The organism is Blastococcus sp. PRF04-17 (assembly GCF_023016265.1).
Taxonomy (GTDB): Bacteria; Actinomycetota; Actinomycetes; order Mycobacteriales; family Geodermatophilaceae; genus Blastococcus_B.
The window spans coordinates 537,639-561,668 of sequence record NZ_CP095412.1; the positions used below are offsets into that span (position 1 = coordinate 537,639).

General features: G+C 73.6%; 32 protein-coding genes and 1 pseudogene. 16 read left to right on the plus strand and 17 right to left on the minus strand.

The window, feature by feature from the left end:
* Positions 1-2: 2 nt before the first annotated feature.
* Complete coding sequence (locus MVA48_RS02690) at positions 3-500, minus strand: GNAT family N-acetyltransferase (protein WP_246985510.1); 498 nt, start codon at positions 498-500, stop codon at positions 3-5.
* An 83-nt stretch (positions 501-583) separates the two neighbouring features.
* On the opposite strand from MVA48_RS02690, the gene MVA48_RS02695 reads away from it, so the two are divergent.
* Positions 584-1,051 carry a winged helix-turn-helix transcriptional regulator gene (locus MVA48_RS02695; RefSeq protein ID WP_246985512.1) on the plus strand — a complete coding sequence of 156 codons (468 nt, stop codon included), beginning with the start codon at positions 584-586 and terminating at the stop codon, positions 1,049-1,051.
* A gap of 5 nt (positions 1,052-1,056) precedes the next feature.
* On the opposite strand, the gene MVA48_RS02700 is transcribed toward MVA48_RS02695, so the two are convergent.
* Positions 1,057-1,527, minus strand: coding sequence for a heme-degrading domain-containing protein (locus MVA48_RS02700; protein ID WP_246985514.1), 471 nt, complete (start codon positions 1,525-1,527; stop codon positions 1,057-1,059).
* 224 nt (positions 1,528-1,751) lie between these two features.
* On the opposite strand from MVA48_RS02700, the gene MVA48_RS02705 reads away from it, so the two are divergent.
* The 11 genes from MVA48_RS02705 to MVA48_RS02755 all read left to right on the plus strand — a co-directional run bounded on the left by MVA48_RS02705 (position 1,752) and on the right by MVA48_RS02755 (position 10,663).
* Positions 1,752-3,050, plus strand: a complete 1,299-nt coding sequence (locus tag MVA48_RS02705; RefSeq protein ID WP_246985516.1) for a S8 family serine peptidase — start codon at positions 1,752-1,754, stop codon at positions 3,048-3,050.
* A gap of 27 nt (positions 3,051-3,077) precedes the next feature.
* Positions 3,078-3,311, plus strand: a complete 234-nt coding sequence (locus MVA48_RS02710; protein ID WP_246985518.1) for a hypothetical protein — start codon at positions 3,078-3,080, stop codon at positions 3,309-3,311.
* A 202-nt stretch (positions 3,312-3,513) separates the two neighbouring features.
* Positions 3,514-4,359: an alcohol dehydrogenase catalytic domain-containing protein gene (locus MVA48_RS02715; protein ID WP_246985520.1), complete on the plus strand. Its 846-nt coding sequence runs from the start codon at positions 3,514-3,516 to the stop codon at positions 4,357-4,359.
* 35 nt (positions 4,360-4,394) lie between these two features.
* On the plus strand, positions 4,395-4,661 hold the full coding sequence (locus MVA48_RS02720) for a hypothetical protein (RefSeq protein WP_246985522.1): 267 nt from the start codon (positions 4,395-4,397) through the stop codon (positions 4,659-4,661).
* A 14-nt stretch (positions 4,662-4,675) separates the two neighbouring features.
* Positions 4,676-5,287 (plus strand): hypothetical protein, encoded by a 612-nt coding sequence (locus MVA48_RS02725; RefSeq protein ID WP_246985524.1) that lies wholly within the window; start codon positions 4,676-4,678, stop codon positions 5,285-5,287.
* A gap of 85 nt (positions 5,288-5,372) precedes the next feature.
* Positions 5,373-5,897 (plus strand): DoxX family protein, encoded by a 525-nt coding sequence (locus MVA48_RS02730; RefSeq protein WP_246985526.1) that lies wholly within the window; start codon positions 5,373-5,375, stop codon positions 5,895-5,897.
* Between the two features lie 163 nt (positions 5,898-6,060).
* Positions 6,061-7,503, plus strand: a complete 1,443-nt coding sequence (locus MVA48_RS02735) for a GGDEF domain-containing protein (RefSeq protein ID WP_246985528.1) — start codon at positions 6,061-6,063, stop codon at positions 7,501-7,503.
* A 134-nt stretch (positions 7,504-7,637) separates the two neighbouring features.
* Positions 7,638-8,618 (plus strand): ATP-binding cassette domain-containing protein, encoded by a 981-nt coding sequence (locus tag MVA48_RS02740; protein WP_246985530.1) that lies wholly within the window; start codon positions 7,638-7,640, stop codon positions 8,616-8,618.
* The gene (locus MVA48_RS02745) at positions 8,615-9,451 is read left to right on the plus strand and encodes an ABC transporter permease (protein ID WP_246985532.1); all 837 of its coding nucleotides are present in this window, start codon (positions 8,615-8,617) and stop codon (positions 9,449-9,451) included. The genes MVA48_RS02740 and MVA48_RS02745 overlap by 4 nt, the downstream gene beginning before the upstream one ends.
* Positions 9,451-9,846 carry a YybH family protein gene (locus tag MVA48_RS02750; protein ID WP_246985534.1) on the plus strand — a complete coding sequence of 132 codons (396 nt, stop codon included), beginning with the start codon at positions 9,451-9,453 and terminating at the stop codon, positions 9,844-9,846. Before MVA48_RS02745 ends, MVA48_RS02750 begins: the two co-directional genes overlap by 1 nt.
* A gap of 13 nt (positions 9,847-9,859) precedes the next feature.
* Positions 9,860-10,663, plus strand: coding sequence for an alpha/beta fold hydrolase (locus MVA48_RS02755; RefSeq protein WP_246985536.1), 804 nt, complete (start codon positions 9,860-9,862; stop codon positions 10,661-10,663).
* Between the two features lie 97 nt (positions 10,664-10,760).
* Here MVA48_RS02755 and paaE read toward each other — a convergent pair whose 3' ends face one another.
* The 6 genes and pseudogenes from paaE to paaA form a co-directional block, all read right to left on the minus strand.
* The gene (gene paaE, locus MVA48_RS02760; RefSeq protein ID WP_256461156.1) at positions 10,761-11,798 is read right to left on the minus strand and encodes a 1,2-phenylacetyl-CoA epoxidase subunit PaaE; all 1,038 of its coding nucleotides are present in this window, start codon (positions 11,796-11,798) and stop codon (positions 10,761-10,763) included.
* 117 nt (positions 11,799-11,915) lie between these two features.
* Positions 11,916-12,170: a PaaD-like zinc ribbon domain-containing protein gene (locus MVA48_RS24450; RefSeq protein ID WP_441300210.1), complete on the minus strand. Its 255-nt coding sequence runs from the start codon at positions 12,168-12,170 to the stop codon at positions 11,916-11,918.
* Positions 12,125-12,424: pseudogene (locus tag MVA48_RS24455) on the minus strand (iron-sulfur cluster assembly protein); the annotation flags it as partial. The pseudogene MVA48_RS24455 and the gene MVA48_RS24450, both read right to left, overlap by 46 nt.
* Positions 12,418-13,329: a 1,2-phenylacetyl-CoA epoxidase subunit PaaC gene (gene paaC / locus MVA48_RS02770; RefSeq protein ID WP_246985543.1), complete on the minus strand. Its 912-nt coding sequence runs from the start codon at positions 13,327-13,329 to the stop codon at positions 12,418-12,420. The gene paaC and the pseudogene MVA48_RS24455, both read right to left, overlap by 7 nt.
* Before the next feature lie 93 nt (positions 13,330-13,422).
* Positions 13,423-13,788, minus strand: coding sequence for a 1,2-phenylacetyl-CoA epoxidase subunit PaaB (gene paaB, locus MVA48_RS02775; protein ID WP_371821186.1), 366 nt, complete (start codon positions 13,786-13,788; stop codon positions 13,423-13,425).
* A complete protein-coding gene (gene paaA, locus MVA48_RS02780) occupies positions 13,781-14,740 on the minus strand; it encodes a 1,2-phenylacetyl-CoA epoxidase subunit PaaA (RefSeq protein ID WP_246985545.1) in 960 nt (319 codons plus the stop codon). Before paaA ends, paaB begins: the two co-directional genes overlap by 8 nt.
* Positions 14,741-14,828: 88 nt before the next feature.
* Between paaA and MVA48_RS02785 the strand changes: the two genes are divergently transcribed.
* Together MVA48_RS02785 and mug are read left to right on the plus strand one after the other, a co-directional pair.
* The gene (locus MVA48_RS02785; protein ID WP_246985547.1) at positions 14,829-15,434 is read left to right on the plus strand and encodes a TetR/AcrR family transcriptional regulator; all 606 of its coding nucleotides are present in this window, start codon (positions 14,829-14,831) and stop codon (positions 15,432-15,434) included.
* Positions 15,434-15,955 carry a G/U mismatch-specific DNA glycosylase gene (gene mug, locus MVA48_RS02790; protein ID WP_246985549.1) on the plus strand — a complete coding sequence of 174 codons (522 nt, stop codon included), beginning with the start codon at positions 15,434-15,436 and terminating at the stop codon, positions 15,953-15,955. Before MVA48_RS02785 ends, mug begins: the two co-directional genes overlap by 1 nt.
* Before the next feature lie 4 nt (positions 15,956-15,959).
* Here mug and MVA48_RS02795 read toward each other — a convergent pair whose 3' ends face one another.
* The 8 genes from MVA48_RS02795 to MVA48_RS02830 form a co-directional block, all read right to left on the minus strand.
* Complete coding sequence (locus MVA48_RS02795; RefSeq protein ID WP_246985551.1) at positions 15,960-17,234, minus strand: nucleotide disphospho-sugar-binding domain-containing protein; 1,275 nt, start codon at positions 17,232-17,234, stop codon at positions 15,960-15,962.
* Positions 17,235-17,304: 70 nt separating this feature from the next.
* Positions 17,305-17,682 carry a nuclear transport factor 2 family protein gene (locus tag MVA48_RS02800; RefSeq protein WP_246985553.1) on the minus strand — a complete coding sequence of 126 codons (378 nt, stop codon included), beginning with the start codon at positions 17,680-17,682 and terminating at the stop codon, positions 17,305-17,307.
* Positions 17,683-17,707: 25 nt separating this feature from the next.
* A complete protein-coding gene (locus MVA48_RS02805; RefSeq protein WP_246985555.1) occupies positions 17,708-18,172 on the minus strand; it encodes a DUF5313 family protein in 465 nt (154 codons plus the stop codon).
* A gap of 51 nt (positions 18,173-18,223) precedes the next feature.
* Complete coding sequence (locus MVA48_RS02810; RefSeq protein ID WP_246985557.1) at positions 18,224-18,700, minus strand: MarR family winged helix-turn-helix transcriptional regulator; 477 nt, start codon at positions 18,698-18,700, stop codon at positions 18,224-18,226.
* 34 nt (positions 18,701-18,734) lie between these two features.
* Entirely contained in the window at positions 18,735-19,358 is a 624-nt protein-coding gene (locus MVA48_RS02815; protein WP_246985566.1) for a LutC/YkgG family protein, read from the minus strand.
* On the minus strand, positions 19,355-20,839 hold the full coding sequence (locus tag MVA48_RS02820; protein WP_246985568.1) for a LutB/LldF family L-lactate oxidation iron-sulfur protein: 1,485 nt from the start codon (positions 20,837-20,839) through the stop codon (positions 19,355-19,357). Before MVA48_RS02820 ends, MVA48_RS02815 begins: the two co-directional genes overlap by 4 nt.
* A 73-nt stretch (positions 20,840-20,912) precedes the next feature.
* The gene (locus MVA48_RS02825) at positions 20,913-21,701 is read right to left on the minus strand and encodes a (Fe-S)-binding protein (RefSeq protein ID WP_246985570.1); all 789 of its coding nucleotides are present in this window, start codon (positions 21,699-21,701) and stop codon (positions 20,913-20,915) included.
* Positions 21,702-21,726: 25 nt separating this feature from the next.
* The gene (locus MVA48_RS02830; RefSeq protein ID WP_246985572.1) at positions 21,727-22,578 is read right to left on the minus strand and encodes a fumarylacetoacetate hydrolase family protein; all 852 of its coding nucleotides are present in this window, start codon (positions 22,576-22,578) and stop codon (positions 21,727-21,729) included.
* Between the two features lie 217 nt (positions 22,579-22,795).
* Here MVA48_RS02830 and MVA48_RS02835 point away from each other — a divergent pair, with 217 nt between their 5' ends.
* Positions 22,796-23,122 carry an alcohol dehydrogenase catalytic domain-containing protein gene (locus tag MVA48_RS02835; RefSeq protein WP_246985574.1) on the plus strand — a complete coding sequence of 109 codons (327 nt, stop codon included), beginning with the start codon at positions 22,796-22,798 and terminating at the stop codon, positions 23,120-23,122.
* Positions 23,068-23,811 carry a zinc-binding dehydrogenase gene (locus tag MVA48_RS02840; RefSeq protein ID WP_246985576.1) on the plus strand — a complete coding sequence of 248 codons (744 nt, stop codon included), beginning with the start codon at positions 23,068-23,070 and terminating at the stop codon, positions 23,809-23,811. The genes MVA48_RS02835 and MVA48_RS02840 overlap by 55 nt, the downstream gene beginning before the upstream one ends.
* On the opposite strand, the gene MVA48_RS02845 is transcribed toward MVA48_RS02840, so the two are convergent.
* Positions 23,789-23,980 carry a hypothetical protein gene (locus MVA48_RS02845; protein WP_246985585.1) on the minus strand — a complete coding sequence of 64 codons (192 nt, stop codon included), beginning with the start codon at positions 23,978-23,980 and terminating at the stop codon, positions 23,789-23,791. The two genes, MVA48_RS02840 and MVA48_RS02845, sit on opposite strands and share 23 nt — an antisense overlap.
* Between the last annotated feature and the right edge of the window lie 50 nt (positions 23,981-24,030).

Sequence of the window (24,030 nt, forward strand, 5' to 3'; positions counted from 1 at the left end):
TCTCAGGCGGGGATCGGCAGGAACGAGTCGGTGCGGAGCGGGCTCTCCACGGCGAGGACGTCGGCGTCGACGGTGAACCGGGAGCCCGGGAGCAGGCGCCGGATCAGCCCGATCACGGGGTCGTTGTCCGGCTGGACGGTGGCGGTGAAGGTGCGCACGCCCCGGCTGCCCGCGAGGGCGGTCAGCTCGCGGACCAGCTGGCGGGCCACGCCCATGCCCTGCCACGCGTCCTCGACCACGACGGCGACCTCGGCGGTCGAGGGGTCGGCCGGGGTCCGGTCGTAGCGGGCGACCCCTACGACCTCGGTGCCGACGACGGCCACGACCGCCTCCCGGGCGTCGTGGTCGACCTCGACCAGCCGACGGGCACCCACCGGCGGACGGCGCAGCGGCGCGTGGAACCGGCGGTGGACGGTCTCGGGGGACAGGCGGTCCCAGAGCCGGCAGAAGAGCGGGGCATCGTCCGGCCGGACCGGCCTGGTCGCCACGGGGATGTCCATCCCGACCTCCTGGGTTCGTGGGATGAACTCTGCTCCTGCCCGGCTTGGTTCGTCAAGTGAACTCAGCACGTTATGCTGAGGATGTGAGCGAAGCCTCGTGGGACCGGTCCCAGTGCTCGGTCGCCGGGACCCTGGCGGTGGTCGGGGAGAAGTGGAGCCTGCTGGTGCTCCGGGAGGCCTTCCTCGGCGTCCGCCGCTTCGCCGACTTCCAGCGGCACCTGGGGGCGCCGAAGGCGGTGCTGACCGACCGGCTGGGCACCCTGGTCGCGCAGGGGATCCTCCGGCGGGTGCCGTACCAGGCCGAGGGCGAGCGGCAGCGCCACGAGTACCGGCTGACCACCAAGGGCATCGACCTCTACCCGACGCTCGTGGCGCTGATGAGCTGGGGCGACAAGTACCTGTCCGACGACGTCGCGCCGCTGGGCCTGCGGCACCGGGACTGCGGAGAGCCGGTGCACCTGGCGCTCGTCTGCGACGCCGGGCACGAACTGACCGGCGCCCGCGAGGTGCGTCCGGTGCCACGGACGACGGCGGCCGAGACCGCCGGCTGAGCGGCCTACCCCGCGAGGTGCGCCCGCAGGGCGGCGACCACCATCCGGTGGTCCTCGACCTGCGGAAGGCCGGAGACGACCACGGCCCCGACCGGTCCCACGGACCGGATGATGATCGGGAAGGCGCCGCCGTGCGCGGCGTAGAGGGCCGGATCCAGCCCGGACTGCGCCTCGAACGTGGTGCCGTTCTCCCTGGCGGCCTGGCCGACGTACAGGGAGGAGTGGCCGAACCGCTGCACGACCCGGGTCTTGCGCTCGATCCACGCGGCGTTGTCCGGAGTGGCGCCGGTCAGCGCCGCGGCGAACAGCCGGTGGGAGTTGCGGCTGATCTCGATCGCCACGGGTGCGCCCTGCTGCCGGGCCGTCGCCACCAGCGCCGACCCGAGCACCCAGGCGTGGTCGTTGGTGAAGGAGGCGAGCTGCAGCTCCTCCTCCTCGGCGGCGAGCTCGGCGAGGGAGGGGAAGGCGTCGGTCATGGGACGTTCCTACAGTCCCCAGTGAGGGTGCGGCGAGCCGCGGTCGTCCGCGAACGCTCCGTGACGGAACGCCGCCGAAGCGTGCGCGCGTTGACGGCGCCGCGCCGGGCCGGGGCGTGGTCACTGGCGTGCCGACCTGCGGAGGGAACACTCTGCGGCTGCCGGACTGAGGGGGAGCAGTGATCGATCCGCGGTTGACACCAGGTGTCGGGCCGAGCGACGGCATGGCGTGGGCGGTACCGCCGCCGGAGGTGACCGGCCGGCAGATCGTCGTCTTCGCCGAGGCCGACGACGACGCCCCCGGCATCGACTGGGCGCGCGCCGGCATCTCGGGGGTCGCCGACTCCCGGGACTTCGAGGGCGGGCACGTCTCGCCCGAGGCCCTGCAGGAGGCCCCCGCGACCGTCTTCTCCGAGCTCGGCATCGCGGTCGTCTCCGCCGACGTCACCCAGGTCGGTGCCCTGCAGGCCGCCGGCGCGGAGAGCCGGCCGGTGCTGTCGGTGTCGCCCGAGCTCGTGCACCACGTTCTCCACCACGAGGCCCTCCACCACGAGAGGGCCGGCTACGCGCAGGCGTACCGCGACGGCGTGAACGACCTCGTCGAGCGGCTGGCGCACGCCCCGCACGACGCCGCGCTGTCCGGTGTGGAGGTGGCCGGTCCCGGGCGGTTCGCCGACACCTCGCAGGCCACCTGGGGCATCCAGGCCACCAAGGCGATCTCCTCGTCACGGTCCGGGCGGGGCATCCGGGTCGCCGTCCTGGACACCGGCTTCGACCTCGGGCACCCCGACTTCGCCGGGCGCACCGTGAGCGCGGAGTCCTTCGTCCAGGGCGAGTCCGCCCAGGACGGCCACGGTCACGGGACGCACTGCATCGGCACGTCCTGCGGTCCGCGCAGCCCGTCGACGGGCCCGCGGTACGGCGTCGCGTACGAGGCGGACATCTACTCCGGCAAGGTGCTCGGCAACTCCGGCAGCGGCAGCGACGCGGGCATCCTCGCGGGAATCAACTGGGCGGTGGCCAACCGCTGCCCGGTCATCTCGATGTCGCTCGGGGCCGACGTGCAGCAGTCGCACCCGCCGTACTCGGCGGCCGGTCGTCGGGCGCTGCGCCGGGGATCGCTGATCATCGCCGCCGCCGGCAACAACGCCAACCGGCGGGCCGGGAACCACGGTTTCGTCGGCGCCCCGGCCAACAGCGTCGAGATCATGGCCGTCGGCGCGATCGACGGGGACCTGGGCATGGCCAACTTCTCCGCCCGCAGCCTGCCCGGGCGCGGCGGCCAGGTCGACATCGCCGGCCCGGGCGTGCAGGTGTACTCGTCCTGGCCGATGCCCACGCGCTACCGGACGATCAGCGGCACGAGCATGGCGACGCCGCACGTCGCTGGCCTGGCCGCGCTGTGGGCCGAGGCGACCGGGCGGCGGGGCCTGGACCTCTGGGCCACGCTGTGCGCGGAGAGCGAGCGGCTGCTGCAGCCATCGCTCGACGTGGGCAGCGGGCTGGCTCTCGCACCCCAATGAGCGGCCCCCTGACGTACCGTTCCGCACATGGTGAACCTCAGCGTGACCGTCGACGACGGGCACCTGCCTGCCATCGACCAGGTCGCCGAGGCCCTGCGGGCCCGGGGCATGGAGGTCGCGCAGGTGCTCGACGGGCTCGGCATCATCACCGGCTCCGCACCGGCGGAGTCCCGGTCGGCGCTCACCGACGTCGAAGGTGTGGCCTCGGTCGACGAGGAGCTCAGCTACCAGCTGCCCCCGCCGGACGCGCCCGTCCAGTGACCCCACCGTAGGGGCATCCGGCGCCCTCCCCTCTCGCTGTCCCTGGTGCTGGTCGGGTCCCGGTCGCCCTCGGTTCCTGACGCCCGCGGGGTTGCGGCCGGACGGTACGGGGAAGGGCGGAACCGGCGGCACCTGGAATCCACGGGGCCGTCGTGCCCGCCGCGGTCGCTGTCCGCGGCGCCGAACTCCCAGGAGCCGCCAGATGCGCGCGATGGTCTACCGAGGGCCCTACAAGGTCCGCGTCGAGGACAAGGACGTCCCGGCGATCGAGCACCCCAACGACGCCATCGTGCGGGTGACCCTCGCCGCCATCTGCGGCTCCGACCTGCACCTCTACCACGGTCTGATGCCGGACACCCGGATCGGGCACACCTTCGGCCACGAGTTCATCGGTGTGGTGGAGCAGGTCGGTTCCTCGGTGCAGAACCTGGAGGTAGGGGACCGGGTGATGGTCCCGTTCAACATCTTCTGCGGATCATGCTGGTTCTGCGCCCGGGGCCTGTACTCCAACTGCCACAACGTGAACCCGAACGCCACCGCGGTGGGCGGCATCTACGGCTACTCGCACACGACCGGCGGGTACGACGGCGGCCAGTCCCAGTACGTCCGCGTGCCCTTCGCCGACGTCGGTCCGGCGGTGATCCCCGACTGGATGAGCGACGAGGACGCCGTCCTGCTCACCGACGCCGTCCCCACCGGCTACTTCGGGGCACAGCTGGGTGAGATCGCCGAGGGCGACACCGTGGTGGTCTTCGGCGCCGGGCCGGTGGGCCTCGTCGCGGCACGGTCGGCCTGGCTCATGGGTGCCGGCCGGGTGATGGTGATCGACCACCTGGACTACCGGCTGGCGAAGGCGCGCAGCTTCGCCTCGGCCGAGACGTTCAACTTCACCGAGTACGACGACATCGTGGTCGAGATGAAGAAGCAGACCGACTTCCTGGGCGCCGACGTGGCGATCGAGGCGGTGGGTGCCGAGGCCGACGGCAGCTTCCTCCAGCACGTCGCCGCACGAAGCTCAAGCTGCAGGGCGGCTCGCCGATCGCGCTGAACTGGGCGATCGACTCCGTCCGGAAGGGCGGCACGGTGGGGGTGGTCGGGGCCTACGGCCCCATTCCGAACGCGGTCAAGTTCGGCGACGCCCTCAACAAGGGGCTGACCCTGCGGATGAACCAGACGCCGGTGAAGCGCCAGTGGCCACGGCTGTTCGAGCACGTGCGCAACGGCCACCTCGAGCCCCGCGAGATGGTCACGCACCGCATCCCGCTGGAGGAGATCGCCGAGGGCTACCACATCTTCTCCGCCAAGCTCGACGGGTGCATCAAGCCGCTCGTCGTGCCGAACGCGGCCTGAGCGAGGAGTCGACCATGACCGAGCACCGAGCCGACGTCCCCAGCGCCTACGTGCGGGACAAGCGCACCGCGCCGCCGAGCCGCGAGGAGCTGCGGGCCCGCATCCCGGGCTGGGGCGCGGACCTCGACCCGGCCGACCGGCCCTCGCACCCGAAGCTGCGCTACGCCCCCGACACCACCGGGGCGCACTGGGACTTCCCGGAGCGGCAGCCGGAGAAGCAGCCCCGCGAGCGGTCGGTCGAACACGCCTTCGTCACGCCGGTGTTCGGCACCGCCCAGCCCCTGCGCGGCGTGCCCGGCGCCATCCGCCGGCTCGCCTACGAGAAGTACAGCGAGGGTCGGCTGGGCCACTGGCTGCTGCTGATCGTCGCCGACCGCGTGGACGCCTGGGAGCACCACCTCCGGTCCTTCGCGACGACGCGACCGGACAACCCCGTCACCGAGACCGGCGTGGCGAGCGAGCTCACCTCCGGGGGCTGTCCTCCCGCGTCGGCCGCACGCGGGCTGACCTGGTGCACCAGTCGCTCGACCCCGTCGTGGTGGCAGGCCCGTGGGTGGCCGGAGCGGCAGCCGCCGTCCTCGGGGTCCGGAAGCTGGTGCGCGCCGTCCGGTCCTGACGACACCTAGGTCTGGCGTATCCGGACGGATTTCCGCTCCTCCTTCCTTCGACGGCCGCACACGGGTGCGGCCCCCGGATGGAGAGGAGATGACCATGGTCGAGATGCCCCAGTCGACGGCCCTGATGACGCGACCGACGGCGGTGGAGACGGACGTGCCCGTCGTCGCCGGCCGGCGGCTGCCCGGCGCGGCCGTGGTGGACCGCGCGGTGCAGATCAACCAGCGCGTCGCCCCGACGCTGCTCCGCCTGGCGCTGGCGGCGGTGTTCGTCTGGTTCGGCGCGCTGAAGATCTTCGGCGTCAGCCCGGTGCACGAGCTGATCGGCCAGACCCTGCCGTTCATCGACGCCGACCTCGCGGTCCCCGCCCTGGGTGTCGTCGAGGTCGTCATCGGCCTGGTGCTCGCGGCCGGAATCCTGCCCCGCATCACCCTGCTGGTCCTGGCCGGTCACCTGGCCGGCACCTTCCTGACCTTCGTCACCGCCTCCGAGCTCATGTGGGGGGCGAACCTGCTCGAGCTCACGGCCGACGGCGAGTTCGTGGTGAAGAACCTGGTGTTCATCAGCGCGGCCCTCGTGCTGATCGGCATCTACAGCCCGCGGTCCGGCAAGCACAGCTGAACCCGTCACGACGCTCGGCGCCGGGACCCGATCGGGCCCCGGCGCCGACTGCTGTCCGCGGCCCGCCGGGGTTGCGGTACCGGACAGGACGATAACCACTAGCCTCCGGATCGGACCGGCACGTCCGCGCTGGTCCGCGGGCCGTTCGGGGAGTGGGTGGCGGATGCACGCCAGGGCGCGCAGCTTCGTCGGGACGTTGGGCGTGCTGGCCCTCGCCGCGCTCGTCCTCATGACGGTGCGGGCGGCGGAGGCGGTGCGCGCGGCGCCCGCCGAGGTCGCGGTCGTCACGGCGGCGGTCGGCCTCCTGCTGTTCTCGCCGATCACCGTGGGCCGCCGGGAGCGGGCCGCGCACATGACCTTCGGCGAGACCGCGGCGGTGCTCGCGTTCGCCACGCTGCCGCCGGCGGCGGCCGGGCTGGCCTGCAGCGTCGCCGCCCTGGTCCTCGTCCTGTCCCTGTCGACCAGCCCGATCAACCGCCTGTTCAACGCCGCGTCGTCGGTGACCTCGGCCGGGGCCGCGGCGCTGCTGGCCGCCGTGCTCCACCAGCACGAGGTTCCCGTGCTCCTCACGGCCGCGGCCGCCGCGCTCCTGTTCGGCGCGGTGAGCCACGCGCAGGTCGTGGTCGTCCTGAGCCTGGACCGGGGCGGCCTGCTCCGCGGTCTGGCGGCGGGCCTGCGCCAGCTGGCAGTGGTCGAGGCGGTCGGCGCGGCGCTCGGCGTCGTCCTGGCGCCGCTGGTCCTGCGTGACCCGGCCGGCGCCTGGCGGCTGCTGCCCCTCCTGCTGGCGATGGCCCTGCTCAGCCGCCGGCAGGCGCGGCTCGCGGCCGAGCGCGACCTCCTCGACGGGCTGGCCCAGGCGACCCAGGACCTGCACCTGTCGCTGCGCCACGACGACGTCCTCGACGCACTCACCCACCACGCGCGGCGGCTCCTGCCCGGGAGCGAGGTGGCGGTCCAGGAGCGGCCGCCCGGCGGCCGGCAGGTGGGCGTCCCGGTCGATGACGGCGGGCCGTGGCTGGTCGCGCGCAGCGGTGTCTCGCAGGTCGGCGTCCCTACGGAGCAGCGGGTGCTCGAGGGGCTGGCCACCGCTGCGCAGCGCGCCCTGGACAACGCCCGGCTGCACCGCCAGGTGGAGGAACAGGCGCGCACCGACGCGCTGACCGGGCTGCCCAACCGCCTGGCCCTCGTGCAGCGGCTCGAGGCGGAGCTCGCCCGGGCCCGCCGGCAGGGCGGGCATGTCGGCCTGGCGTTCCTGGACCTCGACGGTTTCAAGCGGATCAACGACGAGCGGGGGCACGAGGCCGGCGACGCGGTGCTCGTCGCGCTGAGCCGGCACCTCCAGCGGGCGACCCGCACGGAGGACCTGGTCGCGCGGCTGGCGGGGGACGAGTTCTGCGTCGTCCTCGTCGACGTGGCCGATCGCGAGCAGTGCGCCCGGGCCGCCGAGGACCTCCGCCTGGCCCTGGAACGGGATCTGGCCGACACGGGCGTCGGGGTGAGCCTCGGCATCGCCCTCGGCCCCGACGACGGCGCCGACCCGGCGGCGCTGCTGCACGCTGCGGACCTCGGCATGTACGCCGACAAGACGGGTCGCCCCGGGGCGTGACCTCCGCCGGTCGGGCTCCGGCGGATTGGCGGGTCAGCCGCGCTTCCCGGCCGAAAGTCGCTGGCGCCCGATCAGTTTCCGGCGTTCGCTTCGTCTGACCATCGGAAGACGCGGAACACCGAGGCGGGAGACCGATGACCAGCCAGGCACCACTCGCGATCGAGGCCACCGGCCTGACCAAGTCGTTCGGGGAGACCCGTGCGGTCGACGGCATCGACCTGGCCGTGCCGCAGGGCGCCATCTACGGCGTCCTCGGGCCGAACGGGGCAGGCAAGACGACAACCATCCGGATGCTCGCCACCCTGATCCAACCCGACGGCGGCAGCGCCCGGGTGCTCGGCCACGACATCGTCACCGAGGCCGACGCGGTGCGCACCGACGTCAGCCTCACCGGGCAACTCGCCTCGGTCGACGAGGAGCTCACCGGCCGGGAGAACCTCATCCTGCTGGGCCGGCTGCTCGGCCTCGGGCGGGCGGCGTCCCGGACGCGCGCCGACGAGCTGCTGGAGGCGTTCGGGATCGCCGAGGCGGCCGGCCGGCTGGTCAAGCACTACTCGGGCGGCATGCGCCGGCGGCTGGACATCGCCGCCAGCATCGTCGTCACGCCCCGCGTGATGTTCCTCGACGAGCCCACGACCGGCCTCGACCCGCGGTCGCGCAACCAGGTCTGGGAGATCGCGCGGGCGCTCGCCGCAGGTGGGACGACGATCCTGCTCTGCACCCAGTACCTGGAGGAGGCCGATCAGCTCGCCGACGGCATCGCCGTCATCGACCGCGGCCGGGTGATCGCCGAGGGCACGCCGGGCCAGCTGAAGGCGTCGGTCGGCGCGGGCGCGCTGCACGTCCGGCTGCTGGACGCCGACCGGCGGGCCGAGGCGGCGGCGGTCCTGGAACGGGCGCTCGGCCCGGTGGAGCTCCTGCCCGACCCCGCGGCGCTGACGGTGTCGTGCTCCGACGCCGGGCGTGCCGCGACCGGCGTGGCCGAGCTGGCGCGGACCGGCATCGGCATCGCCGAGTTCTCGCTGGGGCAGCCGAGCCTGGACGAGGTCTTCCTGGCACTGACCGGCCACATGGCCGAGGACCGCACCGAGCAGGTCGAGGAGAAGGCGTCATGACCACCACCACCCCGGCCACGGGCACCGCCGACACCGCCGCCGTCCGGCGGGCCATCGCCTCCACCGAGCGGCCGCCGCGTCCGGGCCCGTTGTCGACCGCGGTGACGTTCGGCTGGCGCGGCATGCTCAAGGTCAAGCACGTCCCCGAGCAGCTGCTCGACGTGACGGTCACGCCGGTCATGTTCCTGCTGATGTTCACGTACCTGTTCGGTGGCGCGATCGCCGGCTCGACCAGCGCCTACCTCGACTACACCCTGCCCGGGCTGCTGGTCATGTCGGTGCTGTTCACGACCGTCTACTCCGGCGTGAGCCTCAACACCGACCTCACCAAGGGCGTCGTCGACCGGTTCCGGTCGCTGCCGATCTGGCGGCCGGCGCCGCTGCTCGGCTCGCTGCTCGGCGACAGCGTCCGGTACGTGATCGCCGGCACGGTGATCATCGTGGTGGGCGTCGCGCTCGGGTACCGCCCCGAGGCCGGCGTGGTCGGGGCTCTCGGCGCGCTCGCCCTGGTCGTCGTCTTCTCGTTCGGCCTGTCGTGGGTGTTCTGCGTGCTCGGCCTGCTCCTGCGGTCGCCGAACGCCGTCATGAACGCGGGTTTCATGGGCATCTTCCCGCTGACGTTCCTGTCCAACGTCTTCGTCGACCCGAGCACGCTGCCGGGCCCGCTGGAGGCGTTCGTCGACGTCAACCCGATCTCGATCCTCGCCACGGCCTGCCGCTCGCTGATGGCCGGCAACCCGGACGGCGAGGCGATCGTGATCTCGCTGGTGGTCGCGGCGGCCCTCGCGCTGGTCTTCCTGCCGATCACCACCCGGCTGTACCGGAGCCGGTGATGGCGGACTACGAGAAGGAGATCCGCGCCCTGGTCGAGGGGTGGGCGCGGGCGGTCCACGACGGCGACCTCGAGACGGTGCTGGCGGCGCACGCCGACGACATCGTGATGTTCGACGTGCCGCCGCCGCACCGGGGCGTCCGCGGGCTCGCGGCCTACCGGGAGACGTGGCCGGCGTTCTTCGAGTGGCAGCGGCAGGGCGCTGTCTTCGACATCGAGTCCCTCGACGTGACGGCCGGCGCCGACGTCGCCTTCGCCTTCGCGCTGCTGCGCTGCGGGACGCCCGAGGAGTTCGCCGAGGCGCCGGACCGCCGCCTGCGGCTCACCCTCGGCCTGCGCCGGGACGACGGCCGCTGGGTCGTCGCCCACGAGCACCACTCGTTCGCCATCACCTGAGAGGGCGCGGGTCATGACCGCGGACGTCTCGGTCCTGCACGCCGCAGGGGGCAGGTTGGCCTACCGGCGCAGCGGCGCCGGTCCGCCGCTCCTGCTCCTCCACGGGGGCTGGAGCGACGGCCGGGACTGGCTGCCCCAGCTCGATTCGCTCTCCGACGAGTTCGACGTCATCGCGTGGGACGCTCCGGGGTGCGGGGGATCCGATGATCCGGCCCGGCCCGCGACCATCGCCGGTTACGCGGACGCCGTGGCCGACCTCGTCCTCGGCCTGGGCCTGGGGGCGGCGCATCTGTGCGGGCTGTCGTTCGGTGGAGGGCTGGCCCTCGCCGTCTACCGGGAGCATCCGGAGCTCGTCCGGTCGCTGGTGCTCGTCTCCGCCTATGCCGGATGGAGGGGCTCCCTGCCGCCCGAGGAGGTGGCGGCCCGCCTCCAGCGGGTGCGGGCCGAACTGGGCCGCCCACCCGCGGAGTGGATCGACGGCTACCTCCCCGGGTTCTTCGCCCGGCGCGTGCCGGCCGAGACGCTCGCACTGGTCCGCTCCACCATGCTCGACGTGCGGCGGGAGGGCACGGAGGCCATGCTGGCCGCCTTCGCCGACGCCGACCTCCGCGACGTCCTGCCGACGGTCGCGGTGCCGACGCTGGTACTGCACGGCTCGGCGGACGTGCGAGCCCCCCGGCCGGTGGCCGACGCCCTGTACCGGTCGATCCCCGGGGCACGCCTCGTCGTCCTCCCGGGTGTGGGGCACGTGATCAACCTCGAGGTCCCGGAGGCCTTCGACCGGGAGGTCCGCGACTTCCTCCGCACCGTCGACTGACCCCATCGGTTCCGTCGTCCGGTAGTCATGCGCCCATGACCCCGGGCCTGGTCGAGAATCGCGTGCACCGGGTCACCATGTTCTCCGCCGAGCCCGTTCAGGCGTCGTAGTCGACCGTCACCCGGTCGGTCACCGGCAGCGCCTGGCAGGTGAGCACGTAGCCCGCCTCGAGCTCGTCGGTCTCGAGCGCGTAGTTGCGCCGCATGCGCACCGCGCCCTCGGTCACCTTCGCCCGGCAGGTGCCGCAGACCCCGCCCTTGCAGGCGAACGGCAGGTCGCCACGGACCTTCTGGGCGGCGTCGAGCACCGGCACATCGCGGGGGAGGGCGAGCGGCGTCGTCCGCCCGTCGAGGACGACGGTCACCTGGCTGCTGGGTCCGGCGACCACCGCATCGTCGCCCCGCACCGGCTGCGGCGGGACGTCGTCGACGTAGAACAGCTCCTGGTGCACCTTCTCCCGCGGCACGCCCAGGTCGCCGAGCAGGGCGCGGGCGTCGGTCACCAGCCCGTGCGGTCCGCACAGCCACCAGTGGTCGACGTGCGGGACGTCGACCAGGTGCGTGACCAGCGTGCGCAGCCGTTCGCCGTCCAGGCGGCCGTTGGTGATCTCGGCGTCGCGCGGCTCGCGGGAGAGCACGTGCACCAGCTGCAGCCGCGGCCCGTGGCGGTCCTTGAGGTCGGCCAGCTCGTCGGCGAACATCACCGTGCTCGCGCGCCGGTTGCCGTAGAAGACGGTGACCGTCGAGCGGCCGTCCCGCAGCACGGTGCCGGCCAGCGAGAGCGCCGGGGTGATGCCCGAGCCGGCCACCACGAAGACGTGGTCGGCGGGGGTGTCCAGGTCGGCGGTGAACGTCCCCGACGGCGGCAGCACGTCGATGACGTCGCCCGGCCGCACCTCGTGCACGAGCCACGAGGAGAAGTAGCCACCGGGGACCTCCCGGACGCCGACCCGCGGCGGCGCCCCGGCCGGCGCGCAGATCGAATAGGAGCGGCGCTCGTCCCGGCCGTCCTGGACGCGGCGCAGGGTGAGGGCCTGGCCGGGTCGGAAGCGGTAGTCGTCGGCCAGCTCGTCAGGGACATCGAAGGTGACCGCGACGGCGTCGTCGGTCAGCCGCTCGACCCGGGCCACGGTCAGCGGGTGGAACTGCGGGCGCGTCCGGACCGGTGCGGCCCTGCCCTCCGTGCCGCTCCGCGGTCCTTCCGCTCTTCGCTCGCTGGCGCTCGCTGCGATGCTCCCTCCCTGTCGCGCCACCTACAGCTCCTTCAGGTGCTCGAACGGCTCGCGACACGACCGGCAGCGGCGCAGTGCCTTGCACGCGGTCGAGCCGAACTCGCTGAGCTCCTCGGTGTCGGGCGAGCCGCAGAGCGGGCAGTCCGCCGTGCGCCGGGACGGCCCCAGCTCCAGCGGTACCGGGCCGGGCCCCCGGACCGGAGCCGCCCGGGCGGCGCGATGCCGCCCTCGGCGAGCTTGCGGCGGCCCTCCGGGGTGATCCAGTCGGTGCTCCAGGCGGGGGAGAGGACGGTGCGGACCTCCACCGACGGGAAGCCGGCCCGGTGCAGGGCGTGCAGCAGGTCGGCGCGCATGACGCCCATGGCGGGGCAGCCGCTGTAGGTGGGGGTGATCTCGACGACCACGGTGCCGTCGCGCTCGGTGCGCACGTCGCGCAGCACGCCGAGATCGGCGAGGGTGACCGTCGGCAGCTCCGGATCGGTCACCCGCGCGGCGACGGCGCGGGCGTCGAGCTTCGTCAGGGTCACCACGTGGCCGCCGGGTGCTCGCGGGCCAGTCCCTGCAGCTCGGCGAGGACGCCGGTCAGCTCGGGGCCGTGCTGGCCGGCGCGGCCGCGGGGCGGCGCGTCGGCGGGCCAGGGCGGAAGGCGCAGCGTGGCCCGCTCCAGGACGAGGGCCAGCACCGCCCGCACGTCGTCGCGGGTGGTCGACGGGTCGACCGCGACTCCCTGCCGGGCAAGGCGCAGCTCGACGTCGGTCGGTGTGAACAGCTCCGCGAGCAGCGGCCACACCGCGTCGGCGCCGTCCTGGGCGCGGCGGGCGGACTGCTGGGTCCCGTCACCCAGCCGCAGCACCCAGCGGGCGGCGTGGTCGCGGTGGTAGGTCAGCTCGTGCACGCCCTTCGCGGCGATGGCGCCGAGCACCGGATCGCGGGAGCCGCGCAGCCGCTCGAACACCGCCAGGCGGGCGGCCGAGGCGACCAGCAGCCGGACCATCGTGCGGGCGAAGTCGCCGTTGGCCGCCTCCACCAGCGGCGTGCAGCGGAACTCGTCGGGGTCGCGGAAGTAGGCCAGCGCGTCCTCGTCGGGGATCGAGGCGCCCGCGAGCGACCGCGACCGGCCCAGCACTCCCACCGAACCGGCGCGGGCGAGCAGCAGCCTCGCCTGGCCGAGCAGGTCGAGGGCGATGTTGGCGATCGCCACCTCCTCCTCGAGCTCGGGCGCCGCGGTGATCCACTGGGTCAGCCGCTGGGCGAGCACCAGGGCGTCGTCGCCGAGCATCAGGCAGTAGGTGCCGAGGTCTTCGGGGTCGATCCCGGCCGGGACGGTGGTGTCGACGCCGGCCAGCGGGTCGTCGAAGCCCGTGCCGAACGCCCACCGGCCCTCGCCCCCATGGGTGTCGGTCAGCGCGTCGTAGACCGTCTCTTCATGGACCATGCGAACCTCTCTTCCGGGCACGGAGTGCTCGGGCATCGGCCCCCGTGCAGGGGCCCGCCGCGAGCGTGCGAGTGGTGGGGGCACGGGGGTCCTTCAGATGTGGGGGACGTCGTCGGGGAGGTCGTAGAACGTCGGGTGGCGGTAGACCTTGTCGCCACTGGGGGCGAACAGCGGGTCCTTCTCGTCGGGGCTCGACGCCGTGATGTCGGCCGCCTTGACCACCCAGATGCTCACGCCCTCGTTGCGGCGGGTGTACAGGTCGCGGGCGGCGTAGACGGCCATCTCGTCGTCCGGGGCGTGCAGCGAGCCGACGTGCACGTGGTTGAGCCCGCGCTTGCCGCGGACGAACACCTCGTAGAGCGGCCAGTCGTGCTTCACGGTCCCGGGGCTGGAGGTCACCGGGACCTCCGGCCCGGTGGGGACGGCGCCGTGGCCGCCTTCGGCGGTGAGGTCAGACATCGGCGTGCTTCTCCGCATAGGCCATCGCCGCCTCGGTCACCCAGGCGTTGTCGTCGCGGGCGGCACGACGGCGGGTGATCCGGACGTCGTTCATGGGGCCGCCGCCGCTGATGACCCGCTTGAACTCCGCCCAGTCGATCGCGCCGAACCGCCAGTGGCCCGAGGTCTCGTCGTAGGTGAGGTCGGGGTCGGGCAGCGTCACGCCGAGGACCTCGGCCTGCGGCACCGTCATGTCGACGAACCGCTGGCGCAGCTCGTCGTTGCTGTGCCGCTTGATGCCCCACGCCATCGACTGCGCCGAGTTCGGGCTGTCGTCGTCCGGGGGGCCGAACATCATCAGCGAGGGCCACCACCAGCGGTCGACGGCGTCCTGGACCATCGCCCGCTGGGCGTCGGTGCCGCCCATCATCGTGAGCAGCAGCTCGTAACCCTGCCGCTGGTGGAAGGACTCCTCCTTGCAGATGCGGATCATCGCCCGGGCGTAGGGGCCGTAGGAGGAGCGGCACAGCGGCACCTGGTTGCAGATCGCCGCTCCGTCGACCAGCCAGCCGATCACCCCGACGTCGGCGTAGCTCAGCGTCGGGTAGTTGAAGATGGAGCTGTACTTCTGCTTGCGCTCGATGAGCTTGTCGGTGAGGTCGGCCCGGTCGGCACCGAGCGTCTCGGCGGCGGCGTAGAGGTACATGCCGTGGCCGGCCTCGTCCTGCACCTTGGCCAGCAGGATCGCCTTGCGCCGCAGGCTGGGGGCGGCGAGCAGCCAGTCGCCCTCGGGCTGCATGCCGATGATCTCCGAGTGCGCGTGCTGGGCGACCTGGCGGATCAGCGTCCTCCGGTAGCCGTCGGGCATCCAGTCGCGGGGCTCGATGCGGTGGCCGGCGGCGATCGTGGCGTCGAAGAGGGCCTGCAGCGTCCCCTCGTCGGGGGCCGCTCGCTCGAGCGGTGGTGCCGCCATCCGTCCCCCTCGGGCTATTTACTGACCGAACGGTCAGGAATAGTGTGACGCAGGCCACGGGCTCCAGGCAAGCGTCCAGGGGGTGTGCATGACCGCGACGACGAGCCGGCGCGGACGTCCCGGGCACTCGCTGGACTCGCTGCTCGCCGTCGCGGTGGCCGTGTTCGACGAGCGCGGCTACGAGGCGACCAGCATGGAGGAGGTCGCCGCGCGGCTCGGCGTCACCAAGTCGGCGATCTACCACCACGTGCCGAGCAAGGGAGAGCTGCTCCGGCTGGCACTCGATCGGGCGCTGGACGCGCTGTTCGCCGTCACCGAGGAGCCGGCGGCGACCACCGGCCCGGCGATCGACCGGCTCGAGCACGTCGTGCGCGGGTCGATCCGCGTGCTCGCCGCCGAGCTGCCGTTCGTGACGCTGCTGCTGCGGCTGCGCGGCAACTCGGAGGTGGAGCGGCGCGCCCTGGACCGGCGGCGCGAGTTCGACCGCGTGGTCACCGGGCTGGTCCGGGCCGCCGAGGAGCAGGGCGACGTCCGCCCGGACGTCGACCCGGCGGTCATCGGCCGGCTCCTGTTCGGCACCGTCAACTCGCTGACCGAGTGGTACCGGCCCGACGGCGGGCTGACCCCCGACGCGCTGGCCGACACGGTGGTGGCCGTCGCGTTCACCGGACTGCGCGCCCGGCCGGTGGGTTAGTGCGCGACAAGCCCCTGCCCGACGTCGTCGCCCCGGACCTGGACGTGCTGTTCTGCGGGATCAACCCGTCCCTGATGTCGGCCGCCCGCGGGCACCACTTCGCGCGGCCGGGCAACCGGTTCTGGCCGGCGCTGCATCTCGCGGGGCTCACGCCGCGGCTGCTGACGCCGGACGAGGACCGCGAGCTGCTGCGCTACGGGCTCGGCGTCACGAACCTCGCCGACCGGCCGACCCGCGCCGCAGCCGAGCTGACTCCGGACGAGCTGCGGGAGGGCGGGGCGGCGCTGGCGGACCTGGTGGCGGAGTACCGCCCGCGGGTGCTCGCCGTCCTCGGCGTCACCGCCTGGCGGACGGCGTTCGGCCGGCCGCGGGCGACGCCGGGCCGGCAGCCCGAGCGGATCGGCGGAGCGGTGACGTGGGTGGTGCCGAACCCCAGCGGGCTCAACGCCCATCACCAGCTCGCCGACCTCGCGCGCTGCTACGGCGCGCTGCGTCCGGGCGGCGGCGGGGTCGACGTGTAGGCGGTCAGCCGGACAGCAGCCCCTCGGCGCGGTCGGCGGCGCTCGGCCGGGTGTCTCGCTCCTTCGCCAGGGTGTCGGCGAACTGCCGGGCGGCACGGGCGGGGGCGGGGTCGTCGAGCAGTCGTCGCACCGCGGCGGCGATGCGGACCGGCGGCGCCGACTTCGGCACCCGGACCCCGGCACCGAGGCGGAGCACGCGCACGGTGTTGTCCTTCTGGTCGCGGCCCATCGGCATGCACACGAGTGGCACGCCGGCGGCCAGGGTCTTGAGGACGGTGCCGTGGCCGGCGTGCGTGACCACCACGGCGGTCTCGCGGAGCACGGCGCCGTGGGGTGCGGCGCGCACGACCCGCACGTTGGCCGGGGCGGGGACGGCGGCCGGATCGACCGCGCGTCCCGTGGTGACCAGCCCCCGCACCGGCAGCCGGCCGAGCGCCGCGGAGGCCCGGCGCAGCAGATCGGCCTGGTCCTGGAACACCGAGCTGGCGGCGACCAGGACCAGCGGGCCGTCGCCGTCCGGCCGCCAGTCGTCGGATGCGGCCCAGTCCGGGTCGTCCAGCTGTGGGCCGACGAAGTGCACGTTGCCCGGGATGTGCGGTGAGCTGAAGTCGAACGAGGGGCTGGTCATCACCAGGACCTCGGTGCACCGGTCCAGCAGCCCGAACATGTCGTCGACGGGTTGCTGGCCGTGGGCGCGCAGCGCCGGTTCCAGGGCGCGCCCGAGCCGGCGGGCCAGCGATCGCAGGACGGTGAGGGCCATCGCGTCGCGGGCCCGGCCCAGCGGCCCCGCGCCCGGCAGCCACCCGGTGCCGAACACCGGCATCCCGCGGGTCGGGGGCAGGTAGATGTTCGGCATGAGGGCGGCCGTCGGCAGCCCGCTGGCGATGCCCCCGATGAGGATCCCCGGTACTGCGCCCTCCAGGAGCAGGGCGTCCGGGTGCCGGTCCGCCACCGCGGCGACGACGTCGTCGGCGTAGGCGGCGGCGGGGCCGATGAAGAGCCGGTCGCGGGCCGCGGCGAGCTGCCGCCCCGGATGTCCGCGCTCCAACTCGCGGATCAGCGCGGTCTGCTCGGCGACCGAGGAGAAGGACGGCGCGGTGCGCCAGGGCAGGAAGCCGCACCCGGCCGATCGCGCCGACGTCTCCCCGGTGGGGTCGGCGAGGACGTCGACGTGGTGGCCGCGCCGGACCAGCTCCCGGGCCAGGCCCAGCGCGGGCGGCAGGGTGCCGCCGCCGTCGATGACCGCCATGAGGAACCGACGGGAGGAGACCTCTGGCATGTCGCACCGTCCCGGCGGCAGGCGGCGTGGACCGCCAGCATCCCGTGCCGCCGCCCGTCGGGGAAGGAGGTCAGGTGCGGGGCAGGGGGGTGGAGGCGTAGGCGAGCAGGCGCCAGTCGCCGTCCGGCCTCGCCCACACGGCCAGCGCCAGGTTGTCGATCGTCTTCGCCGTTCCGTCGACCAGCAGGTCCGCGGTCATCCGGCCGACCACGACGGCGGTGTCGCCGACGACGTCCACGCGCTCCACCGGATGGTCGAGCCGGTGGTAGACGTAGTAGCCGCGCTCGATCTTGGCGAGGTACTCGGCCTTGGTGTCCCGGACGCCGCTGGAGTGGGCGTAGCTGAGCCGGTCGTCGAACAGCCGGTCCAGCGTGGCCAGGTCGGGTCCCAGCAAAGCGTCGTACCGGAGGTCCTCGGCGGCCAGGACGGCGCGGACGTCGTCGTCCATGCCCGGACGGTAGTGCGTACCGCCGTCAGCGACCCTGGCGGGCCCGGTAGCGCTCGGCCCGGCGGGCGGCGGCTGCCCGCCGGCGCTCGCTCTCCTGCTCGGCCCGGGCCATCGCGAGCCGCTCGCGGGTAGCTGTCGCCGTCCCGGCCGGGTAGCCGGCGCGCACGATCCGGTTCTCGGTCGTCTCCGGCATGTAGGCCAGGGAGAAGAACAGGGCGAGGAAGACCCCACCGAGCGCGGCCATGCCACGGATCCAGAACTCGCCGGGGACGAGCAGCAGCACCAGGCCGATCGGCACGGCGAGCTGCACGAAGGAGCGCAGTACGTGACGCAGCCCCCAGGTGCGCGTGGTGGTGTCGTGCAGGACCCACGGGCTGAACCGGGCGGGGAGCCGGCCGCCCAGGGCGTACCAGAACCAGCGAACGGGGCCGGGACGGCGCAGCTTCGGCGCGGGGGTCTCGGTCACGTCCGGCAGCTCCTTCGTGGGCACGGCAACCACGATACTTGGCGTGCAAACTATCGGGTCATCGATGCCGGTGAATCAGGTCGCATCCTGCTCGCCGAGCGCGCGCTGGGACGCCGCGATCACCCGCGTCAGCGAGGTGTGGAGCGCCTTCAGCTCGTCCAGGTCCATGCCCAGTTTGCCGACGATGCCGGGCGGGATCTGCTCGGCGCGGCTGCGCAGGGCGCGGCCGGCGGTGGTCAGCTCGATCGACAGCGCCCGCTCGTCACGCGGATCCCGGCCCCGGCGCACGTAGCCGGCCGCCTCCAGCCGCTTGACCAGCGGGGACAGAGTGCCCGGATCGAGCTGGAGCAGGCGGCTGAGCCGCGTGACCGACAGTGGCCCCTGTTCCCAGAGGGCGAGCATGACGAGGTACTGAGGGTGCGTCAGGCCCATCGGCTCGAGGAACGGCCGGTAGACGGCGACGACGTTGCGAGCCGCCACCGACAGCGCGAAGCAGACCTGCTGGTCGAGCGCCAGAGCGTCGACAGCGTCGAGCTCGGAAGTCGTCGTCATGCCGTCAGCGTACCGACGATTGGTACACCAAGCGTCAGGTGACCAGGACGACGACCAGCGTGCGGGGGCCGTGCACGCCCTCGACGCGCTGCAGCTCGATGTCGCTGGTGGCCGACGGACCGCTGATCAGCGTCAGCGGGGCGCGCGGATCGAGCCGCGCGAGACCCTCCGGTACGCCGCCGACGACCTGGTCCGAGGTCACCACGCAGACCAGGCAGTCGGGCAGCAGCGACAGGGCACGGCGGCCGCAGCGCGGGCTGCCGTCGAGCACGAGGGTGCCGGTGTCGGCGACCGCCACGGTGACGCCGGTGACCGTGGCCGCGTGCTCGGCCAGTGCCACGGCCGGGCGGCCGTCGTCCTCGACCGCGCCGTCCGGCCGCCACTCAGCGGGCAGGCCCGGGGCGACGACCACGTCACCGTGCGAGTGGGCCCCGAGCGCCGCCTGCAGCGCGGTGGCGACCGTGCCGGCCACCTCGTCCGCCAGACAGCGCACGACCGTCGCCTTGTAGTCCTCCAGCCGGTCGACGAGCACGTCGAGGAGCTCGGTGGTCGGCCGCCCGTCGGCGGTGCGGTAGCCGCGCACGATGTCCGGCACGGGGGCGCGGTGCTCGCCGAGCGCCGTCCGGATCCGGCCGAGGATCTCCTCGCGGGCGCTCATCGGCCGCGCTCCCGGACCCACTGCTGCGTGAACGTCTCGCGCGGCGGGGTCGGCAGGTCGCGGGTGCGCGTCCACTTCGACGCCGGCGGCGGCAGCGCGGCGGGCAGGGTCGGCTTCCCGCGGGACAGGAGCCGACCCAGGCCGGCCGCTCGCTGCGCGAGCCGCCAGAGGCGTGGGGTGGACATGGCCTTGGCCAGCGCCCGGAACGCGACGGCCTCGGGCGTGGTCCGCTCCTGCGCCTCGACGTGCTCGGCGCGCAGGTGCACCAGGATCGACGGGATGTCGATGGCCACCGGGCAGACGTCGTAGCAGGCACCGCACAGGCTGCTCGCGTAGGGCAGCGAGGCGTTGTCCTCGACCCCGGTCAGCTGCGGGGAGAGGACGGCGCCGATGGGGCCCGGATAGACCGAGCCGTAGGCGTGCCCACCGGCGCGCTCGTACACGGGGCAGACGTTGAGGCAGGCCGAGCAGCGGATGCAGTGCAGCGCCGCGCGGCCCACCTCGTCGGCGAGCACCGCCGTCCGCCCGTTGTCCACCAGGACCAGGTGGAACTCCTGCGGCCCGTCGCCGGGCGTCACGCCGGCCCACAGCGACGTGTACGGGTTCATCCGCTCGCCGGTGGAGCTGCGGGGGAGCAGCTGGAGGAACACCTCGAGGTCGCGCCAGGTCGGCACCACCTTCTCGATGCCCATGACCGTGATGAGTGTCCGCGGAAGGGTGAGGCACATCCGCCCGTTGCCCTCCGACTCGACGACGGCGAGGGTGCCGGTCTCGGCGACGGCGAAGTTGGCGCCGCTGATGGCGACCCGGGCGCGGAGGAACCGCTCGCGCAGATGGGCTCGCGCGGCCATGGCCAGCCGGCGCGGCTCGTCGGTGAGGTCGGCGTCGACGCCCTGCTCCTGGAACTGCGGCATCGTCCGCAGGAAGATCTCGCGGATCTCGGCCCGGTTCTTGTGGATGGCCGGGACGAGGATGTGGCTCGGCGTGTCCTCGCCGAGCTGGACGATGAGCTCGGCGAGGTCGGTCTCGTGCGCGGCGATGCCGGCCGCTTCGAGCGCCTCGTTGAGGCCGATCTCCTGGGTGGCCATCGACTTGACCTTGACCACCTCGTCGGTGCCGGTCGCCTGCACGAGCCGGATGACGATCTCGTTGGCCTCCTCGGCGTCGCGGGCCCAGTGCACGGTGCCGCCGCGGGCGGTGACCTGCTCCTCGAGGGCGACGAGGTGCTCGTCGAGCCGGGCCATGGTGGCGGCCTTGATCGCCCGCCCGGCCTCGCGGAGCTCCGCCCAGTCGGGCACCTCGTCGACGACGGCCTTGCGCTTGGCGCGGATGGTCGAGGTCGCGTGGCCGAGATTTGCCCGCAGCTGGCCGTCCCGCAGGGACTCGCGCGCGGCGTCGGGGAACGAGCGGTCGCCGCGCAGGTGGCCCACCCCCCGGGGCGCATGAGGCAGCGACGGCATCCCCAGGTCGACGGCGCTCACCGCCAGCTCCCGCTTTCTGTACCGAAAGCTGCCCGGGGCGGCGCAGCTTTCTGTACCGAAAGCTGTAACGGGGTCATCGGGGGACCGCCGGGGAGGTCGACTGCCGCGGCGTGACGGCTTCCTCGGTCGACGCCAGGATCTCGGCCAGGTGCACCGTCCGCGTACCGGCGCGCAGCCGCGACAGGCCGCCGCCGATGTGCATCAGGCAGGACGCGTCGCCGGCCGTGCACACCTCCGCGTGCGTGGACAGCACGTTGGCCATCTTGTCGGTGAGCATCGCGGTCGACGTCTCCGCGTTCTTCACCGCGAACGTGCCGCCGAAGCCGCAGCACTGGTCGGCGGCCGGGAGCTCCACCAGGTCGAGGCCCCGCACCGCCCGCAGCAGCTGCAGCGGCCGGTCGCCGACCCGGAGCATGCGCAGCGAGTGGCAGGTGGGGTGGTAGGTCACGCGGTGCGGGTAGTACGCGCCGACGTCGGTCACGCCGAGGACGTCGACCAGGAACTGGGACAGCTCGTACGTCCGGTCGGCGAGTGCCGCCGCGTCGTCGGCGAGCGCGTGGTCGCCGGCACGGCGGGCGACCATCGCCTGCTGGTGGTGGATCGAGGCCACGCACGAGCCGGACGGCGCGACGATCGCCTCGACACCAGAAGACAGGGCCCCGGCGAAGGCGCGCACGTGGTTGGCGACGATCGGCACCGCCTCGCGGCGGTAGCCGGTGTTGACATGCATCTGGCCGCAGCAGGACTGCCCGGGCGGGACGACGACGTCGTGGCCGAGCCGCTCGAGCAACACGGCGGTCGCCGTCGCCACCTGCGGCACCATCGTGTCGACCAGGCAGGTGGCGAAGAGAGCGACCTTCACGCGGTCCTCGATCCGGCCGCCCCGGTCACACCGGTCTCCGGGCGTCGTTGCCGACGATCCTGTTGCGCAGGGTGCCGATGCGCTCGACCTCCACCTCGACCACGTCGCCGGGCTGGAGCAGCCAGGGCGGCGTCCGCCCGTATCCGACACCGGACGGTGTGCCGGTGGCGAGGAGATCACCGGGGCGCAGCGTGAACGTGTGGGAGATGAGCGAGAGGGTGTCGCCGACGGTGTAGACCATCTGGTCGGTGCGGCCGTCCTGGACAGTCTCGCCGTTGACGCGGGTGCGCACCCGGAGGCCTTCTCGGAGGTCGCCCACCTGCGACGCCGGGACCATGGGCCCCAGCGGGCCGGAGTTGTCCCCGTTCTTGCCCAGGATCCACTGGCTGGTGAGCTTCTGGGCCCGTCGCGCGGTGAGGTCGTTGAAGCACGAGTAGCCGACGACGGCAGCCAGTGCCTCGTCGGGGGTGGCGTCCACCAGTGGGCGGCCGACGTAGGCCACGATCTCGCCCTCCCAGTCGATGCCGTCCTCGTTCGAGGGAACCGGCACCTCCGCGCCGTGCACGGTCAGGGACTGCGTCCAGCGGGCGAACAGGGTCGGGTGCGGCGGCACGCCCTCCGTCGCGTAGGAGCCCTCCGCTACGTGGGCGAGGTAGTTCAGGCCGATGCAGATGACCCGGGCACCCGGCAGCACCGGTGGCACGAACTCGACGTCCCCGACCGGGTGGACCCCGCCGGAGGGGGCGCGGGCCAGGTGCCCGGCCGCGTCGGCCCAGAACTCCTCGAGGCCGGCGACCACGGCCACCTGCGTGCCGTCGTCGGAGAGCGATGCCACCTCCACGGGTCCGCCGTTCCGCCGGATGCCCACGAATCTCATGCCATGCCTCCCAGGTGCGGTCGGTCCGGTCGGGCCGCGGCCTCGCGCCGCGGGGTGATCGGCATCCTCGCCGACGTGCCGGTCGGCGTCGACGGCGACCGGCGGGGTGCGGTAGGAGCGGCCGGATCGGGATACACCCATCGGGACCGACCCGGACCGGGTCGTCGTGGCCGGTGCCCCCGGTCACCGGACAAGCCACCCGAGAGGAAGCCGCACCGTGCGCGGAGCCGTCCTGCACGCCCCTGGAGACGTCCGGATCGAGCAGTTGCCCGACCCGGAGGTCGCCGACCCCACCGACGCGGTCATCCGGCTGTCGGCCACCTGCGTCTGCGGTTCGGACCTGTGGCCCTACCGCGGTATCAACGAGGTCACCGAGCCGGCGCCGATCGGGCACGAGTACTGCGGGGTGGTCGAGGAGGTCGGCGCCGGCGTCACCTCGGTCCGGCCCGGCCAGTTCGTCATCGGCTCGTTCATCGCCTCCGACAACACGTGCGCGCACTGCCGGGCGGCTACCAGAGCGCCTGCGCGCACCGCGTCGGCATGACCGGCGCCCAGGCCGAGCTGCTGCGCGTCCCGCACGCCGACGGCACCCTCGTGGCGCTGCCCGACCAGCCCGACGCGGAGCTCCTGCCGAGCCTGCTCACGCTGTCCGACGTCATGGGCACCGGCTGGTTCGCCGCGGTCGCCGCCGGCGTGCAGCCCGGCATGACCGTCGCCGTCGTCGGGGACGGCGCCGTGGGCCTGCTCGGCGTGCTGTCGGCCCGGCAGATGGGCGCCGAGCGGATTATCGCGATGAGCCGGCACGAGCCGCGGCAGAAGCTGGCGACCGAGTTCGGCGCCACCGACGTCGTGGCCGAGCGCGGCGACGAGGCGGTCGCGCGGATCCGCGATCTGACCGACGGGGTGGGCGCGGACGCCGTCCTGGAGTGCGTCGGCACCGACGAGGCGATGAGCCAGGCCATCAAGTCGACCCGGGCCGGCGGGGGAGTGGGCTTCGTCGGCGTCCCCCACGGGGTGTCGATCCCCGGCGGGCGGCTGTTCTCGACGATGGTGCGGCTGCACGGCGGCCCGGCGCCGGTCCGCCGGTTCCTGCCCGACCTGATCGACGCGACCCTGCGCGGGGAGATCGATCCCGGGCGGGTGTTCGACCTCGACCTGCCGCTGGCCGAGGTGGCCGAGGGCTACCGCGCGATGGACGAGCGGCGCGCGATCAAGGCCTACCTCCGGCCCTGAGCCGTCGTACGGCCGACCAGGTGACGATCGCGAGCAGCAGCAGGCCGGTCGTCCAGCCCGCGGGTTCGGCGCCGCCGGGGCCGGCTATCGCCGACCACAGCCCGTGCCCGACGGCGTAACCGAGGACGACGACGAGCAGCCCCGGCACGGCGAGGAAGAGTAGGAACACCGACCTCTCTTCGCCGCGCCGGGCGCCGGCGGATGCACCTGCTGCGGCTG

Excerpts from the sequence above, each read along its gene's own strand:
- MVA48_RS02725 (WP_246985524.1), top strand. The coding sequence starts at position 4,676 with ATGACCGAGCACCGAGCCGACGTCCCCAGCGCCTACGTGCGGGACAAG.
- MVA48_RS02750 (WP_246985534.1), top strand. The coding sequence starts at position 9,451 with ATGGCGGACTACGAGAAGGAGATCCGCGCCCTGGTCGAGGGGTGGGCG.
- MVA48_RS02700 (WP_246985514.1), bottom strand. The coding sequence starts at position 1,527 with ATGACCGACGCCTTCCCCTCCCTCGCCGAGCTCGCCGCCGAGGAGGAG.
- paaB (WP_371821186.1), bottom strand. The coding sequence starts at position 13,788 with ATGTCTGACCTCACCGCCGAAGGCGGCCACGGCGCCGTCCCCACCGGG.
- MVA48_RS02815 (WP_246985566.1), bottom strand. The coding sequence starts at position 19,358 with ATGAGCGCCCGCGAGGAGATCCTCGGCCGGATCCGGACGGCGCTCGGC.
- MVA48_RS02730 (WP_246985526.1), top strand. The coding sequence starts at position 5,373 with ATGGTCGAGATGCCCCAGTCGACGGCCCTGATGACGCGACCGACGGCG.
- paaA (WP_246985545.1), bottom strand. The coding sequence starts at position 14,740 with ATGGCGGCACCACCGCTCGAGCGAGCGGCCCCCGACGAGGGGACGCTG.
- MVA48_RS02710 (WP_246985518.1), top strand. The coding sequence starts at position 3,078 with ATGGTGAACCTCAGCGTGACCGTCGACGACGGGCACCTGCCTGCCATC.
- MVA48_RS02810 (WP_246985557.1), bottom strand. The coding sequence starts at position 18,700 with ATGACGACGACTTCCGAGCTCGACGCTGTCGACGCTCTGGCGCTCGAC.
- MVA48_RS02705 (WP_246985516.1), top strand. The coding sequence starts at position 1,752 with ATGGCGTGGGCGGTACCGCCGCCGGAGGTGACCGGCCGGCAGATCGTC.
- MVA48_RS02745 (WP_246985532.1), top strand. The coding sequence starts at position 8,615 with ATGACCACCACCACCCCGGCCACGGGCACCGCCGACACCGCCGCCGTC.
- MVA48_RS02830 (WP_246985572.1), bottom strand. The coding sequence starts at position 22,578 with ATGAGATTCGTGGGCATCCGGCGGAACGGCGGACCCGTGGAGGTGGCA.
- MVA48_RS02785 (WP_246985547.1), top strand. The coding sequence starts at position 14,829 with ATGACCGCGACGACGAGCCGGCGCGGACGTCCCGGGCACTCGCTGGAC.
- paaC (WP_246985543.1), bottom strand. The coding sequence starts at position 13,329 with ATGGTCCATGAAGAGACGGTCTACGACGCGCTGACCGACACCCATGGG.
- MVA48_RS02755 (WP_246985536.1), top strand. The coding sequence starts at position 9,860 with ATGACCGCGGACGTCTCGGTCCTGCACGCCGCAGGGGGCAGGTTGGCC.
- MVA48_RS02735 (WP_246985528.1), top strand. The coding sequence starts at position 6,061 with ATGCACGCCAGGGCGCGCAGCTTCGTCGGGACGTTGGGCGTGCTGGCC.
- MVA48_RS02740 (WP_246985530.1), top strand. The coding sequence starts at position 7,638 with ATGACCAGCCAGGCACCACTCGCGATCGAGGCCACCGGCCTGACCAAG.
- MVA48_RS02690 (WP_246985510.1), bottom strand. The coding sequence starts at position 500 with ATGGACATCCCCGTGGCGACCAGGCCGGTCCGGCCGGACGATGCCCCG.
- MVA48_RS02715 (WP_246985520.1), top strand. The coding sequence starts at position 3,514 with ATGCGCGCGATGGTCTACCGAGGGCCCTACAAGGTCCGCGTCGAGGAC.
- MVA48_RS02795 (WP_246985551.1), bottom strand. The coding sequence starts at position 17,234 with ATGCCAGAGGTCTCCTCCCGTCGGTTCCTCATGGCGGTCATCGACGGC.
- MVA48_RS02800 (WP_246985553.1), bottom strand. The coding sequence starts at position 17,682 with ATGGACGACGACGTCCGCGCCGTCCTGGCCGCCGAGGACCTCCGGTAC.